Below are 16,639 nucleotides of genomic sequence, written 5' to 3' on the forward strand. Positions count from 1 at the left end.
ACTATAGTATAAAGTGGTGAATAAGCATGACTAATAAGGCAACAACGAACGGAATGGCATTGCGTTTGGCAATATCAAAAGGGGAAACTTTAGCGATTTCAGAAGTTGACAGCAGTACACCTGAAATAGGGGAAACCGTTCTACCCATTGAAGCAGCAAATTCCATTGGTAAAATCATGTGTGTGGTAGAAACAGCCAATTCACCTGTAAGTTTGGGTACTAATGGTCCAAAAGCAAAAAAGGCTGCATTACCACTTCCCATCAAAATCGAAGCTAGGAAAATCATCAAAGCCATCACAATACTGATGCCATCAGCACCCAAACCAAGACTTTGTGAACTAGTAATTAAGCCGTCAATGAACATCAACGCAATTAATCCTTTAGAGAAAATTTCGGCAGCAATGATAAGCGTCACAACCGATTTAAAAATATCTCCCATTCCGTTGAAGAAGATTTTTAAAGAATTAAAAACCACTTTGACGTCTCGAGTTCTAATTGCTTCAAATACAATCCCCACAAAAACACAAAAGATCATCACCATAGTGGTATTGACGCGTATCGGATTTTCAAAAAACTGAAAAAGATCTGAAAAAACTAATAAAATGATGAGCGGTAAAATGGGAATAATAGCATAAAAAACCGGAACTTTCAATTCGATTTCTTTGGTTTCAACGGCAGCAACTTCCACCTTCATTTTTTTGTCATAATATTTATTGACAAAGTAATAAGTAATCATTAATGCGATGGTCAAAGGCACCATCAATGGGATTTGTGAATTAAAAAAATGCGACACAGAATCGGTTTCGATAATTTTAACCGAGCGCGCAGTGATTACTGAAGCAGGACCCACTCCAAAGGCCGTACAAGCTGTAATTACCGATGCTGCAGAAAGCCTACTGACACCCAAATTGACCATGATTGGAAAAATAGAGGCCATCATTAAAAGTGCTAAACCTGCCGCCGATGGAATACAAATGAATAGAAATTGCCCAATAGGGATCACCATTGAGGCAATGATGTAGGGGTATTTTTTGAGTAAAGAAAGGGGTTTCATGGCCAGATACACCAAGGCATCTGAGGCGCCAATTTTATCAATAAAGGCTACGAATCCGCCAATGGCCATAATCATTAACCCAACATTTGCATTAGTTTGACTAAAAGCGATATTTATATACTCAAAAATATCGAAGAATGCTGAGCCGGTGGTTTTTTCTAGTTTAGGCATTTCAAAACCCAACACCGAGGCGACTCCAAGCATTAACAAGCCGCTAATAATTAAAACAGCATGAGCATAATAGTTTTTGATTAATAACCTTGCTACGATTGCAATGAAAACGATTGCAATTAGTGATCCTGCTAATATCATAATACTTGATTTAAAATTTATTCAACATATAAGTTCTTGTTGTTTAGTATTTTGTGTTGTATAAAGGTATGAAATTTATTATTTCCAAAAGTGCGTTACAATCAATACAGTGAAAGTCGAATGTGAGACACACCCTCTGAAATGTAAGAAATTATACAAATTTAAAAATTAGTGAGGGAAGCTTTTATGATAAAAATCAAAGAACTTGCGTATTAATAAAGGTTTAACAGGCTTTGTTAATATGTGTTAATCTGCAGCAAAGTGTTTTTTACAAAGTGTTTTTTCTGCTTTGATTTCGTAGATTTATGATTAAAAATACAATTAGAAGAAGTGTCTTTTGGTTGAAAATTAGAATGTTAATCTAAAATCACTTAACTTTATTTTCGCTATTTTTTTGATATGATTTATAAGACTCTTTTAATTTGCTTATTTCAATTGCCTTGGCTTTTTTCGTTACAGGCTCAAACCAAGAAATTCAAAATTCATACGGTTGCATTTTACAATTTTGAGAACCTTTTTGACACCATCAATGACCCCGATACTTTTGACGAAGAATGGACACCCGATGGTTTGCAACGATGGACGAAAACAAAATACCAAACCAAACTCCGCCATTTGGCTCAAGTCCTTTCGGAAATTGGCACGCCCGAAAACAAAGAATTGCCCACCTTCATTGGCGGATGCGAAATCGAAAACCGAGCCGTACTCGAAGATTTGATTCAACAATCCCAATTACAAGAGGCTGAATATGGCATCATCCACTTTGATTCACCCGACAAACGTGGCATTGATGTGGCTTTGTTATACCGGAAAAAATGGTTTCGTCCGACAAATTACAGTGTGATTCCCTTGTATTTGAATGTTACTCCAGAGTCTGAAAAAACCAATACCGCTGCATCATTGGCTGAAAAAACTGAAGATGATGTTCCCATTCTAGCACCAACCAAAAGAATTTACACTCGAGACCAATTGCTAGTTAGTGGCTATTTAGAAGGAGAAGAAATCCATCTACTTGTCAATCACTGGCCTTCTCGTTCGGGTGGCGAACAAAAAACAAGTGCATACCGAGAAGCCGCTGGAAAACTGAACAAGAAAATCATCGATTCGCTACAACAACTCAATATCAATGCAAAAATCATTACGATGGGCGACCTCAACGATGGCCCTCATAACAAGAGTATAAAATTGGCTTTAGGAGCCAAAGGAAAAAAAACAGCGGTAGCTCCACACGAAATCTTCAATCCGTTTGAGGCTTTGTTGAGCAAAGGCTTGGGTACAATTGCGCACCAAGATGCTTGGGATGTTTTTGACCAAATTATGCTTACAGGCACTTGGCTCAATTCAGATTATTCGACTTGGCAGTATTGGAAAGCAGGCATATTCCAGCGGAATTACCTCATTCAAACGCAAGGAAAATTCAAAGGCTATCCACTCAGGCATTCCCTAACCGAAGTTGGTTACAGCGACCATTTCCCAGTCTATGTCTATTTGATTAGGGAAGGGAAATAGGGACTCGGCATTCCCATTTAAAAATTTCCGCCACGAATTCACTAATAAATAACGAACTACAATATGTTTTAATGACACGAATTATTAAAGTTGATGGAATTCGTGACATTTGATTTCAATTTCGATGATAATTGGTGTAATTATACTAAACACTATTTGAATACACACCAATCGAATTTTTGTCATATCGAGCGCAGTCGAGATACAACAAGGGTTCTCGACTGCGCTCGAACTGACAAAATGAACTTTTTTATATAATTTATTGGTATTACTTCGCGGTTCGCTATGCTTGAATCGTGGCTAACTTTTTTAAAGCGAATTACCTGATGTAGGAAGAGAAACGGTTTTTGATAGTATCATTTGATAGTATCATTTTCCTTATCTTAGCCTTTCCAATTTTAGTACAAAAACAATGGCCATAGCAAAACCCTTCAACCTCAACCAATGGATTCAAGATAACCGTGAGTTATTAAAACCACCCGTTGGTAACAAAAACCTTTATGTTGATTCTGGCGATTATATCGTGATGATTGTGGCGGGTCCGAATGCCCGAAAAGATTACCACTACAACGAAACAGAAGAACTGTTTTACCAACTCGAAGGTAGTATAAAAGTCATCATCCAAGAAGAAGGCCAGCGCAAGGAAATGGAACTGCACGCAGGAGATATGTATTTGCATCCCGCTAAAATTCCACACTCGCCTGTACGTTCCGAAGGTTCTATTGGACTAGTTATTGAACGCAAAAGAGCCGGTTTGGGCTTTACCGATGGTTTGCTTTGGCATTGTGATTCTTGCAATCATAAACTGCACGAAGTTTATTTTGAACTCCACAACATTGAAAAAGATTTTCTGCCTCATTTTCAACATTTCTATAGTTCTGAGGCGTTGCGTACTTGCCAAAATTGTGGCACCGTGATGGATACCGACCCAAGATTTATGGGGAAGAAGTAAACGTTTGCACTAAACCTTCAAAACATATAAGTCATAGAAGTTTTTAATGCTTTGTGTAAATGCTTGTGAATTATGGTATTGTTTTTTGAACCATATAAGGCATTTAAGGTCATTGAAGAGTTTACTCAGTTAACATTGCGTTTTTTTACCACTAAGCAACACAAAGAAGTCACGAAGAAGCACAAAGTTTTTATAGCTGCCTTTGCGAACTTAGTGTAAAACCTTGTGTCCTTTGTGGTTAAATTTTTTACACAAAGCAATACTCTTTCACTTTGCGTCCCTTGCGTAAACCCTTGCGCCCTTTGCGGTTAAGCTTTTTACCAAACACATTACAGATTTAAACAAAACTTAAATGACCTTAAATGCCTTATATGGTTGAAAAAAATAGAAACTAAAATGTCTTATATGTTTCATTTTTTTAATAGTAAACTACAACTCCATACGCACGCCTTGTTCAGGAAAAACAAAAGTCAATCCCAACTCGTTTGGTCCCGCTAATTGTTGCTTTATTTTTTGGATAGCAGCAGCTGGAGGTTTCAAATGGGTAATGATGATTTTGCATTTTTGCAAGGCTTCTTTCCCTGTGAGTGCTGCTAAAACCTGCATTTCTTTCATCAAATGTTTAGGCGTTAAATGTCCGAATAAGAATCCATCGGGTTGTTCGTTAGGAAACGAAACTTCTATAAAAATACCTTTCAACTCTTGTTTTTGAATCAAGGGTGCGATGGTCTTCCAAAGGTCTGCTAGGTTTGTGGTTTTTTCTACGGAGTCAGGTCCTGTATCACCTAAATACAAGACCGCATTGTTGTCTTTTTTTATTAAAAAGGCTGTGCTTTCGTAGGGATTTACGTGACTCAACGGAAACGCTTGTACCGTCATTGACGTATTCGAAATGGGTATTGTTTTCCCAAAAGAAAGGGTTTCGAAATGGTATTTTTTCAAGGGTTTACCTATGCCTGAATCGCCAAAATTCGCCCAAGTCTGGTCGTTGAAATAATGGTTTTGCATCATTTTCATAGCAGGAGCTATGGCGTAAACGGTTTTGGTCGAGTCAGCAGGTGAATTGATAATCAATCCCGACACGTGGTCCAAATGCGCGTGTGAAATACAATAGCCTTTGATGTATTGGCGCAAAACTGTACTTGAAGACACCGAGAAAGTACCTTTTTCAATTGCTTTTTCAATACCTGAATGAACGGTTCCAGCATCTAAACAAACGTATTCCTTTGTTCCGAAAGGAGCCACTAAATAGGCCGATAAATTGCGTTCATCGATTCCGCCATAAACTCCCAAAGGCACCACTTCAAAAAAGGGTTTTGCTTTTTGTCCAAAAGAAACTATCGTGGACACTAAAAACAACAGCACCCATCCAAAAATTTTTCTCATCTTTTCTACATTGAAAATTAAAGGTTAAAAGTACGTTTTCTGCGGAAAATGACTGTTTTTTCTAAATGAAATCTACCTTAATTTTGGGATTTAGGTTACTTTTACGGCTTCTCAAAAGGACTTCAATTAGCAGAAAGTCTTGATTTTTTGGTGTTTACTAATTTTAACTAGGAGCACTTCTTTGAAATTTGCATCTAAATACTATCTTTACGAAATAATATAACAATTTTAACTAAAAAAGTTACAATGACAACAATAGCGACTCAATTCGGAATGAACGAAGCCCTAGCGCAACTAGGTATTAAAGCAGTAAATGAAGGGACTTCTACTGGAACGCAGCACTTTGCAAGCGGTTCTTTGTTAGAAAGTTATTCTCCTGTAGACGGACAATTAATTGCCTCAGTAACCACAAGTTCTGCTGCTGATTATGAAAAAGTGATGCAAACTGCGACGGCTGCTTTCAAAACATTTCGATTGATGCCAGCCCCACAACGTGGTGAAATTGTGCGTCAGTTTGGAGAAAAATTACGCAAAAACAAAGAAGCTTTAGGAAAATTGGTTTCTTATGAAATGGGGAAATCGTTGCAAGAAGGTTATGGTGAGGTTCAGGAAATGATTGACATTTGTGACTTTGCAGTAGGATTATCTCGTCAGTTACACGGATTGACGATGCACTCTGAGCGTCCGGGGCACAGAATGTATGAGCAATACCATTCGCTTGGTGTAGTAGGTATTATTTCTGCCTTCAACTTTCCGGTAGCGGTTTGGGCTTGGAATACGGCTTTGGCTTGGATTTGTGGCGATGTTTGTGTTTGGAAACCTTCTGAGAAAACGCCTCTTTGCGGAGTAGCTTGTCAAAATATTATTGCCGAAGTGTTAAAAGAAAACAACCTTCCAGAAGGAATTTCTTGTTTGATTAACGGCGATTACACTATTGGTGAATTGTTGACCAAAGACACTCGTGTACCTCTAATTTCAGCTACAGGTTCTACTAGAATGGGAAAAATCGTAGCACAAACAGTGGCGGGTCGTTTAGGAAAATCGCTTTTAGAATTGGGCGGAAACAATGCGATAATTGTAACTCCTGATGCTGATATCAAAATGACTGTGATTGGCGCTGTTTTTGGCGCTGTTGGAACCGCAGGACAACGTTGTACCTCAACGCGTAGATTAATCATCCACGAAAGTATGTATGATAAAGTAAAAGACGCTATTGTGGCTGCATATGGGCAATTGCGAATTGGAAATCCATTGGATGAAAAAAACCACGTGGGACCACTTATTGACATACAAGCTGTTGAAATGTATAACCAAGCATTGACTAAAGTAGTAGCCGAAGGCGGTAAAATTTTAGTTGAAGGTGGCGTACTTTCGGGTGAAGGATATGAGAGTGGATGTTATGTAAAACCAGCTATTGCCGAAGCTCAAAATAGCTTCGAAATTGTACAACACGAAACCTTTGCTCCTGTATTGTACTTGATGAAATACAGTGGCGATGTTGAAAATGCAATCGAGTTACAAAATGGCGTGGCACAAGGTTTGTCCTCTGCTATTATGACCAATAATTTGCGTGAAGCAGAACGTTTCTTGTCAGTAGCAGGGTCGGATTGTGGCATTGCTAATGTGAATATTGGAACTTCGGGAGCTGAAATTGGTGGTGCATTTGGTGGAGAAAAAGAAACTGGTGGCGGAAGAGAATCAGGTTCTGATGCTTGGAAAGTGTATATGCGTCGCCAAACGAATACGATTAATTATACGACCAATTTACCTTTGGCACAAGGGATTAAATTTGATTTGTAATAGCGCTTTTAAATATATCAAAACCCTTTCAGAATTTCAACTTCTGAAGGGTTTTTTTATGGCTAATTGTTTCCAAAAAAATCCTAATGTAACTCCTTAGCCCCGATGGGAGGGAAAATCCTTTTTATCCCTTTTTCGGGATAAAAAGATTGGAAGGACAGCGGGAACTTTGTGGCTAAAAAGGCCTAATGTTGCTGCTCCTAAACCTTTTTTACATGCTAAATGTTGCGCCTATCGAAAAGGTAAATTGGTTGTTTAGGTTGTAGTAGCCTCGGTCTTTGTTTTCGTATTTGGCAATGGGGAATCCGGCTTCGGAGAATAGACCAAAACCATTGGTAAAAAAGTAGCGAAGCCCTACATGTCCGCCAAAGTTTTTTAGTCCTAGGCTTAAACCGGGATAAAAATCTAGTTTTTCGTCAATTTGCAACACGCTACCCAAATTGGCGTTGATACGAATTTTGGCATCAAAACGATCTTTGAAGGCGGGTTTGTTGGCGCCTGGTAGTCGGTCGAAGCCTAGTATGTAGGAGCCTACAATGCCGTATGATAGGTTTTCGCCCAGACCGAAATCGGAGGCCAATTGTATGGCATTGCCGCCATCTTGAATGTTTACGCCTACGCTAAATTTGTTGTCGCCTTTTCCGGTAAATGCTTGCTGCGCTTGGATACAACTAAAGGTCAATAGAGCGGTGATAAGGGCTAATTTTTTCATTTTTTTATAGATAAATTGATAATTAGATTGTGTTAATTTCTGCCTTTTTCGTCGAAATACAATTGATGCAAGGGTTCGCTTTGCCAGTATTCTTTGGTATCGATGTCCATAATTGTGAGTGGTCCTTTGAAAGCGGCTCCTGTGTCGATGTTCCAAACATTGGCCATTTGTACGGGTGTGGTTAGCTCTAAACGCGTAACAGGTGTGTGTCCGATGTAGATTTCGTGATAAAGTGTTAAGCGTTTTGGGTACGACAAATGGTTTTTTGGAAGTGTTTTGTCTAGGGCAACGGCGGTTTCCCAAAGGGTACGATCCCAATAAAACAATCGCGGAAAGTATTCATAATTTATTCCGTTTAGGTTGGTAAACCCAGCATGAATGAACAAACGATTGTGTTCGTCAAGATGATAATTTTTTAATTTTTTTAGAAAAACTAGGTGTTTGGCAATGGTTTCGGGTGTTACTTTTTCGTAGGCGAGTACGGTCGCTTCGCCTCCATGTTTGTACCACAAGGGATTGTCTTTGCCGCTGTCGAGATAGTCCATGAACAGTTCGTCATGATTGCCACGGATGCAAATTACATTGTGTGTTTGTTGCATTTCGATAAGTAAATCAATCACTTGTGGGGACTGGCTCCAACCATCGACATAATCGCCCAAAAAAATCAATTGATCTTGTGGGGTTACTTTTGCTCGCTCTAGTACTTGATGTAAGGCGCGCAAGCCGCCGTGAATGTCTCCAATAACCAATGTTCTCATGTGCTCCAATTTCGATACCTACAAAAATAGTAGAAATTAGTAGAAAACTATTTTTTGCTGTAACAAATGAATCGTATCGGTGCAAATTATAAGAGGTTTTTAACAATTGAATCCAAGAAACGCAAGGCGCTATTGGTGTTGTTGAGTTTGGATTTGCAATTAAAAAATCTGGTATTTGACGAAAAGACGAGAATGGTAAGGAGAAAAAACCTGTATCCCATCCCAAAAAGTTTAGTGCTTTATGGATGGGATACAGGTTGTGTTTGCTAAAAAAAACAAGATCTTAGGATGAGATTTTAATAATCAAATCGTTTAAAGGCCTCGATCGCCTCGTACTCGGCCAGTCCTAATTGGTCATATTGTTTCGCCGTATTTTTGTTTCTGTCTTCGGCTCTTACCCAAAATTCTCTTGAGTCATTGCCTTGGAACATTACTCTGTCTTTTTGGGATTGGTGAAAAAGTATGGCTTGTCGTTTTAGCATTACTTCATCGGGACTCAAAGGGACTGCCATATCTATGTCGTGAAGATCCCATTCGTGCCAGGCGCCTCGGTACAACCATAGCCAACAGTCGTTCATAAAGGGCAATGATTTTAAGTCTTTTAGAGCCGCAAAAATGGAATTCAAACAGACTTCATGGGTGCCGTGAGGGTCGGCTAGATCACCGGCTGCAAAAATTTGATTTGGTTGAATTTGTAGTATAATTTTTTTGACAATATCAATATCTTCTGTACCTAACGGTTTTTTTTGAATCATTCCCGTTTCGTAGAAGGGCAAATCTAGAAAGTGAACGTTTTCATCTTTCAATCCTAGATATCTGGTAGCGGCATACGACTCTCTTCTTCTTATTAATCCTTTTAATTTTCGAACTTCATGGCTGTCTTTTTGCCCTGTTTTTTTGGTTTTAATCTTTTCAATTAGGGCCCCAAAATTGATTTCGGGCTGGTTTTTTTGAAGGTAATCAGCGGCCACTTCTGCAAATTTCAATGCTTCGTCGTCTGTAACGGCTATGTTGCCTGAGGTTTGATACACTACATGAACTTCGTGACCTTGTTTTATTAATTTGGCAAATGTACCTCCCATAGAAATAACATCATCATCAGGGTGTGGACTAAATAAAAGCACTTTTTTCTGGGCGGGTTCAGCGCGTTCGGGTCTGTAGGTGTCATCGGTATTGGGTTTTCCACCTGGCCATCCTGTGATGGTATGTTGCAGGATGTTGAACATGTTGATATTCAAATCATAGGATGTACTGTCCGTTGCTAACAAATCAGACATGCCATTGTTGTTGTAGTCTCTATCGGTTAGTTTTAAGATGGCTTTTTGAGTATGTTGACACAACCATACAATCGCTTTTTGTTTTAGTTTTTCGGTCCATTGGCATTCTCCAACCAGCCAAGGTGTTTCTACTCTAGTGAGTTCGGATGCTGCACCTTGGTCTAAAACAAAAGTGGTATTGGAATGATTTTGTAAAAAAGTAGCAGGAACTTCAGCATTGCAATCACCCTGTATGGTTCTTTTGACAATCGCGGCTTTGTTTTGTCCCCAAGCTAATAGTACAATTCTTTTGGATCGTAAAATGGTCGCAACTCCCATTGTTATTGCCTTTTTAGGAACATTGTTGATCCCATTAAAATCGCCAGAAGCGTCTACTTTGGTAATGTAATCTAGGGTTATGATGCGGGTACTTGAGTTAATGTGCGACCCAGGTTCATTAAATCCGACATGTCCTGTCCGGCCAATGCCTAATAATTGAAAATCCAATCCTCCCGCATTTTTAATTTTCATTTCATAATCGATGCAGTATTGATTAACGTATTCTAAAGGAATATTTCCCTCTGGGATGTTTACATTTTCAGGTAGAATATCGACATGATTAAAGAGATGTTGATGCATGAAATAATGATAACTTTGAACACTTTCCTTGGGCATCGGGTAGTATTCGTCTAGATTAAATGTGATCACATTTTTGAAACTTAATCCTTCTTCTTTGTGCATGCGTACTAATTCTTGGTACACTTTGATAGGTGAGGAGCCAGTAGCCAATCCGAGCACACATTTTTTGTTTTTTTCTTGTTGAGTACGAATTAAGTCAGCTATTTCTTGAGCGACTAAAATGGAGGCTTCAGCAGCATTTTTAAAAATGACATTGTGGATTTTTTCAAAACGCGTATCTTCAAATTGACCTGCGGGTTGGTAACTAATGGGTGATTTTGGTTGGGTTGCTATTTCCATAATTGTGGGATATTTTTTTATTATTTAATTAAAGTATTTGCTGACGGATTTGGATAAAGGATTAGCATATTAATGAGCTTACTTCTGAGAAATCGGGAGTAAAACGAAGGAAACGCGCTGGAAATCCAGGTTTGATTTTGCCCAATTCATTTTCCATTTTTATGGCTTTTGCCACGCGAGAAGTGCCCATTTTTATGGCTTCGTCTACGTCAATATTCAAATGTTGTATGGCATTTCGAATGGCTTCTTCCATAGATATACTGGCACCTGCCAAATTGCCTTCATCATTGCGGTAGAAACCATTGTCGAGATGCGCATCAAAATTCTCCCATTTAAAATTCTCTACTTTTCTACCTAAAAAAGCGGCATCAGTAATCAAAAACAATTTGTCTTTTTTTAAGGCATAAGCAATTCGGGCGGCTGCATAATCGCAATGGGCTCCATCCAAAATAATGGGAGCATATACGTTGTTGTTGTCAAAAACAGCGCCTACTAGGCCTGGATCTCGATGTCCAAATTGTGTCATAGCATTGAATAAATGTGTGACTAATGGGATGCCTTTTGAAAAATACGATTGTGCCTCTTGATAGGTCATCGTTGAATGTCCAGCCGAGAGTACGATGCCACTTTCTAAAAGCAAGTTTAATTGGTCTTCGGTAAAACATTCTGGGGCAATCGTCATTACTTTGATCACATCTTTCCCGTATCGGATGATTTCTTCTAATTCGGATGTTGTGGGTTTTCGGACTTGAGCCAAGCTATGAGCGCCCCGTTTTAAAGGATTCAAAAAAGGCCCTTCTAAATGCATGCCTAACACGCCGTTGTTATGTTTGTTTTTATAAGATCGGATGGCTTCAATGCCTTGTAGAATGGTTTCTTTTGAGGAAGAAATCATACATGGGAGCATATGTGTAGTGCCATATTTTATACTGGTTTCATAAATGTCTTGAAGTGTTTCTTCAGTTGGATATTGACTAAAATAAAATTTTTCACCACCATTAATTTGAATATCAATGGCGCCGGCCGATAGGTGATTTCCTTTCAAATCTATTAGCTCTGCGTGTTGCGGAATTTCGTTTTGAATGGAAAGGATAATTCCGTTTTCGATAATGACGACACTATCTTTTAGTACTTCATCTCCAGTATGAATTATTCCGTTTAGTAGTGCTTTTTTCATAATGGTGTTTTGTTTATTACTGATCTTTAAAACACTCTCAATCTAAAAATTAAGAGTGTTTAATAACTGTTATTTTTTAATTATTTTTTGAGAAACGATCTCCTGTTCATCACTAATTCTAAGGGTGTAAATTCCTTTGCTTAGATGTGCTAGGGAAAGGCTGGTTTCTTTTTCATTATTTTTCAATGACATAGTGTTTAATAATTGGCCATTCAAATTAAATAAAGAAAGAGTTAAGGGACCTGTTGCATTTTCAACTTTGATATTCACTAGGTCTGATGCAGGATTTGGATGAATTGTGATGTTAAAGTTTAAATTATTAATTGTTCCTTTTTGCTGATTTGTATTTAAAATACGATTGGTACTAGTAAATTGCGATATAGGGAAATCATTAAAGGTAAAGGCACCTATGTTTTTAGTATTTGTTAAATATGGCCCAGCATAGACGGATGAATTATCATTGTATAAACTGTTTGGTAAGTAGGAAATTTTTTGTGTATAAGAGGAGCTTGCTAAATCTAAAATCACTGTATTTCCTTCAATTGACAACGAAGTAATTTTTCCATAAATACCATCTAAATATAGATAGTCTTTCAGGTTGTATGATCCTACATTACTTTGGGCAATCAAGTTATTATTATTAAATTCTAATTTGATTTGTGTATTATCGCTTTTACTATAATAAGCCCTAATAATATTCGGAGCTAGTGGGTTTTCAGAACTTGGTAAATTGTATAGATCTTTTTCTAATACTGAAGCAACTCGTTGCCCAAGTGTTTTATATCCTTGTAATCCATAATGGCAATAGGCAATTTCATTCCCATCACCAGCTTGCATACCAGGAATTCCGACCATAGGGAATACTGTTATGTCAGGGTAAGTTAATGGTAAAGTGCGTTGCCATTCGCGCATCTTAGCCTGATTGATACTTGCACTACCGTAACATCCATTTAGATTTGTTTGAAAAATATAAACTTTAGAAAGTGATGGATAATCCGTTTTCCAACTCGTGTACATAGTGTCGAAGTTTGCTGGATAATTAGTGAATGTACCGTCAGCATTTTTTTCTCCTTGATGCCAAAAGACAGCTTTAATTTTGTTTTGGAGACCAGCTTTTTGTACCCTATACAACGTACGCCCATATACTGTAGCAAGATCCAAACGATTTGTAGTACTTGGAAGATTTTGTTCAATAGAACTCGAACCAGCACCTCCGTTAATTATACAAATAGGAATTTGCAAGGAGCTAGAAAGTTTATCCATCATTTCTAAGCCCCAAACTCCTACCATATAAGAGCCTGCAAAATAGGAAGGATTTGTAGAGCTTACTCCTCCTACTTGATTAGCTTGAGCCAGACCCCATAAATGTAAATTTGGATTATTGGCATCATAAGTATCATAGTTAGTATTGTTGGTTTGAATACCATAACTTCTCAAGAAGGGGTTTGTAAAAGTGTAACCAATTCGGGTTGGGTGAGAATTTGATTGTCCCATAATTACATAAGCATCACCTGCCAGTAAGTCTTTTCTTTCTGTGATTATTTTTAGGTTACCAAGTAAATCAATTGTACTTACAATAATTTTGTATTGAGCTAATTCAGCTTTTATCTTGCCAGACAAATCAAAAGAAGCATTTCCATTAGAATATACTAGCTCTTGATTTACTGATTTTTCAAAAACATCGTTTCTATAAAAGTCTACTTTTATGGATTTTAAATTAGGCAAGGTTACACTACCAGCTACCTTAACTGAAGCTAAATTTTGATCATCTCTAGCATAAAACTGTAAATCTTGGGGTATGCTTGTAAAGGATACGGTTGTGTTTTGTGCAGTATAGGTATCTGCTCCATTGGTTAACCAATTTAAACTAAAGCGTACAAAATACATTTGATAGGTTGAATTTTCTCCATTTTCATAATAAATTCCCATAGTACCATCGGGTAAAACGGTGAGGCTTGAATAGGCAGAAGCGCCAGAGAAAATGGTTTTGCGTATTGGCCAAGAAGCTCCTTCGTCAGTACTCATCAATACCGAAACATTGGTTCTGTCTCCAGCAAATGGAATGGTGTGTAATAAACGATTTTTGTCATAACCATCAAGAGTTGAGGTATAACGAATGATGTCGCCATCACAATTTGGATCGGTAATATCGGTTTGATTGTAAGGAGTGCCCCAAGTTTGTCCTTTATCTGTAGAAACATTGAATCTTCGGGTGCCTGCATTGCGAATGCTCATCAATAAATTACCATTGTTCAATTCTACAAGTTTGGCCTCGTCTCCTCCTATTTCTGCTTTGGCAGTAGAAACGGTCCACGTACTACCACCGTCTGAACTAGACATCATGTAGTTATTTATGGTGCTTGTTTCGTCTCTAACAACAAGTGCCACTACTATAGTTCCGTCACGCATTTGAAACTGTCTCCCAGATCCAATAAATACTCCTTTCCAATTTTGAGTAATAGGATTGCTACATCCTGCACCATAGATTTGATTGGTGATATCAATAGGTGCTCCCCAAGTGATTCCATTATCTGTACTTTTACAATACTTGATTTTTATTGGATTTGCTGCAGTGGATGAAAAAAAACCTTTTTCGGCCACAAATAGACAAAGTAGGTTTCCAGTGGGTTTGTCCAATACTAATGCGCAATCTCCCGCTCCTGTTGGAGCTCCAAAATTTGCTATAGTTACAGGTGCAGACCAAGTTTTGCCATTATCTGTACTGCGACGGATTACCGGATCAATTTTGGCTGCCAAGTCACCCGCTCCATTCCATCTTTTATCTGTGGCTGTAACCAAAGATCCATCGGCCGCTGTAATGATAGCAGGAATACGATAACTAGCAGCGCCAGCATCACCGGGTGTAAATAATAGTGTATTAGTTAATAAAATAACTCGATTACCTGCAACACTATTGGCTGTGGTATTATAAGTTATTGAATTGGCTACGATGGATTCGCAAGTAGCATCGAGAAAATTTCCTTCGCTAGCTCCTGCTGCAATATCATAGGTAATCCAAAAATAATTATCGCCAGAATTCAAAGGTTGATTTCCATTTACAATTAAATTTCCAGTGGACGGTGTTGTGCTACCAAATACGGTTGCTGTTGTTGGATTAAAAATGGCTGAACTACCACTTGAATAGATTTTGATGTTGGTAACATCAGCTGTGGAAGTAGTTCCCGTCATAGTGAATTTTAATGTGTTTACTGTTAGTGGATTAATTGTGCCACTGGTCGCAACTTTTACTGCAAGAATGCGTTGGTCTGTGTCTCCAATTCCTGTTGGTACTACAGTTTGTACTAATGAAACGGAGTTGATCTGCATCGTATTTGTTTGGGCAATCACAGAAGCTCCACCATTTAATGTCCCAGGATGGTTACGACCCGAGATATCGGGTACTGTATTTCCACTCACATTTTCAAAATCCCATGCTGCTAAAAGCAAAGGTTCATTACCAATGATTACTGAAGTTTTATCAGCCAAAACATCAGTTGCATTCATTGCTTTTCCCCAAAATCGGATGTCGTCTATTTGTCCATTCAAAAAAGAGGAAAACGTATTTAGGGTTCCAAAGAATAAATTTCCAGTATTGATTACAGTATTAGATCCTCCAATGTTAACAGTGGTTTTAGTTTGTTGCAAAAGTCCGTCTACATATATTTTACAACTTGTAGTGGCTACATCTACAACCATAGCAAGATGATGCCATACATTGTTTGAAATGGAGGATGTTCCGTATGGTGGGCCTGCTGCTCCTGCACTGGTGGTTAGATTGACGCCAAACTGCCCACCTCCAGAAGAGGAATTATTAATAAATTCATAGCCAACGCCACTTCCCCCGGGTCTTTTACTCAGGATGCGTTTAGAAAAGTCAGCTGTTTTTACTCGGCAGGTTATAGTAAGACTTTGGCCAGCGGCGAGATTGAAATCTGGATGATTAACAACCGACATATAATCGTTTATTCCATCCAAACTCAAAACCATAGGAAATGCATTTGAGATAGTTGGACCGCCAAATAAGGTTCCGGGATGATTATTTCCAGAAACATCTGGCACAGTGGAACCTGTAATGTTTTCAAAATCCCATGCACCCAATAAATTCGTGGAAGGACCTGTAATTGTTGAAGTCATATCTAACTGTAATTCAGCAGGAGTCATCGCAGTATTCCAAATACGGACATTGTCTATTTGTCCTGACCATTTGAAACTTTTGTTGGTGTCTGAAGTAGCGCCAACAATAAAATCCAAAGCATTAGAGAAATCGGAAGTTACCGAGGTAAATGTTTTGCCTGTGTTAACCAAAACGCCATCTAAGTATCCATATATTGTACGGGTACTGGTGGCGTCTAGGACTAAGGCCACATGATGCCATATTCCGTCAGCAATTGTTAAGGTTGAATAACCAGCAGTACTGATATTATTAGGCGATCCTGTTCCGCTCATATTCATCGCAAATTTGCCTGCATTGGATCCGTTTCCTGTCCAGAATTCGTATCCATTTCCAGAAGTTCCTGCTCTTTTAGCAAAAATTCTGGGGGTTCCAGTGTTGGTTGTGGTTTTTACCCAGCACGTGACTGTTTTGTTTTGGCCTGATCCAAAATCAAGATCAGGATGATCTGCTACCGACATATAAGTGTTGATCCCATCTAAATTTAAGACCTTGCCACTTTGAGCATATAGATTAAAACCTAAAACAAAACAAACAAACAAACAGAACTTGTGTAATCCATTTTTCATAATCT

The 16,639-nt window shown here is 38.3% G+C and carries 10 protein-coding genes; 3 read left to right on the forward strand and 7 right to left on the reverse strand.

The genetic code is table 11. The features are described 5' to 3' along the window. Window position 1: 1 nt before the first annotated feature. Window positions 2-1,366 carry a C4-dicarboxylate transporter DcuC gene (gene dcuC, locus AO58_RS0115050; protein ID WP_024982487.1) on the reverse strand — a complete coding sequence of 455 codons (1,365 nt, stop codon included), beginning with the start codon at window positions 1,364-1,366 and terminating at the stop codon, window positions 2-4. Between the two features lie 399 nt (window positions 1,367-1,765). Here dcuC and AO58_RS0115055 point away from each other — a divergent pair, with 399 nt between their 5' ends. Together AO58_RS0115055 and AO58_RS0115060 are read left to right on the forward strand one after the other, a co-directional pair. Continuing rightward, entirely contained in the window at window positions 1,766-2,875 is a 1,110-nt protein-coding gene (locus tag AO58_RS0115055; RefSeq protein ID WP_024982488.1) for an endonuclease/exonuclease/phosphatase family protein, read from the forward strand. Window positions 2,876-3,287: 412 nt separating this feature from the next. Then, complete coding sequence (locus AO58_RS0115060; protein ID WP_024982489.1) at window positions 3,288-3,827, forward strand: 3-hydroxyanthranilate 3,4-dioxygenase; 540 nt, start codon at window positions 3,288-3,290, stop codon at window positions 3,825-3,827. 429 nt (window positions 3,828-4,256) lie between these two features. Here AO58_RS0115060 and AO58_RS0115070 read toward each other — a convergent pair whose 3' ends face one another. Then, entirely contained in the window at window positions 4,257-5,213 is a 957-nt protein-coding gene (locus AO58_RS0115070) for an MBL fold metallo-hydrolase (protein ID WP_024982490.1), read from the reverse strand. Window positions 5,214-5,459: 246 nt separating this feature from the next. Here AO58_RS0115070 and amaB point away from each other — a divergent pair, with 246 nt between their 5' ends. Next, entirely contained in the window at window positions 5,460-7,013 is a 1,554-nt protein-coding gene (gene amaB / locus AO58_RS0115075; protein ID WP_024982491.1) for an L-piperidine-6-carboxylate dehydrogenase, read from the forward strand. A gap of 211 nt (window positions 7,014-7,224) precedes the next feature. On the opposite strand, the gene AO58_RS0115080 is transcribed toward amaB, so the two are convergent. From AO58_RS0115080 to AO58_RS17660, 5 genes are all read right to left on the reverse strand, one after another. Beyond that, a complete protein-coding gene (locus AO58_RS0115080; protein ID WP_024982492.1) occupies window positions 7,225-7,725 on the reverse strand; it encodes a DUF6646 family protein in 501 nt (166 codons plus the stop codon). 32 nt (window positions 7,726-7,757) lie between these two features. Continuing rightward, the gene (locus tag AO58_RS0115085) at window positions 7,758-8,483 is read right to left on the reverse strand and encodes a metallophosphoesterase family protein (protein WP_024982493.1); all 726 of its coding nucleotides are present in this window, start codon (window positions 8,481-8,483) and stop codon (window positions 7,758-7,760) included. A gap of 296 nt (window positions 8,484-8,779) precedes the next feature. After that, window positions 8,780-10,717: a glucosamine-6-phosphate deaminase gene (gene nagB / locus AO58_RS0115090; RefSeq protein ID WP_024982494.1), complete on the reverse strand. Its 1,938-nt coding sequence runs from the start codon at window positions 10,715-10,717 to the stop codon at window positions 8,780-8,782. A 61-nt stretch (window positions 10,718-10,778) separates the two neighbouring features. Next, window positions 10,779-11,894, reverse strand: coding sequence for an N-acetylglucosamine-6-phosphate deacetylase (gene nagA / locus AO58_RS0115095; RefSeq protein WP_024982495.1), 1,116 nt, complete (start codon window positions 11,892-11,894; stop codon window positions 10,779-10,781). Window positions 11,895-11,963: 69 nt separating this feature from the next. After that, window positions 11,964-16,634: a LamG-like jellyroll fold domain-containing protein gene (locus tag AO58_RS17660; protein WP_024982496.1), complete on the reverse strand. Its 4,671-nt coding sequence runs from the start codon at window positions 16,632-16,634 to the stop codon at window positions 11,964-11,966. Window positions 16,635-16,639: the final 5 nt, after the last annotated feature.

It is taken from the genome of Flavobacterium succinicans LMG 10402 (genome assembly GCF_000611675.1).
Classification (GTDB): domain Bacteria; phylum Bacteroidota; class Bacteroidia; order Flavobacteriales; family Flavobacteriaceae; genus Flavobacterium; species Flavobacterium succinicans.

Excerpts from the sequence above, each read along its gene's own strand:
- dcuC (WP_024982487.1), bottom strand. The coding sequence starts at position 1,366 with ATGATATTAGCAGGATCACTAATTGCAATCGTTTTCATTGCAATCGTA.
- AO58_RS0115055 (WP_024982488.1), top strand. The coding sequence starts at position 1,766 with ATGATTTATAAGACTCTTTTAATTTGCTTATTTCAATTGCCTTGGCTT.
- AO58_RS0115060 (WP_024982489.1), top strand. The coding sequence starts at position 3,288 with ATGGCCATAGCAAAACCCTTCAACCTCAACCAATGGATTCAAGATAAC.
- AO58_RS0115070 (WP_024982490.1), bottom strand. The coding sequence starts at position 5,213 with ATGAGAAAAATTTTTGGATGGGTGCTGTTGTTTTTAGTGTCCACGATA.
- amaB (WP_024982491.1), top strand. The coding sequence starts at position 5,460 with ATGACAACAATAGCGACTCAATTCGGAATGAACGAAGCCCTAGCGCAA.
- AO58_RS0115080 (WP_024982492.1), bottom strand. The coding sequence starts at position 7,725 with ATGAAAAAATTAGCCCTTATCACCGCTCTATTGACCTTTAGTTGTATC.
- AO58_RS0115085 (WP_024982493.1), bottom strand. The coding sequence starts at position 8,483 with ATGAGAACATTGGTTATTGGAGACATTCACGGCGGCTTGCGCGCCTTA.
- nagB (WP_024982494.1), bottom strand. The coding sequence starts at position 10,717 with ATGGAAATAGCAACCCAACCAAAATCACCCATTAGTTACCAACCCGCA.
- nagA (WP_024982495.1), bottom strand. The coding sequence starts at position 11,894 with ATGAAAAAAGCACTACTAAACGGAATAATTCATACTGGAGATGAAGTA.
- AO58_RS17660 (WP_024982496.1), bottom strand. The coding sequence starts at position 16,634 with ATGAAAAATGGATTACACAAGTTCTGTTTGTTTGTTTGTTTTGTTTTA.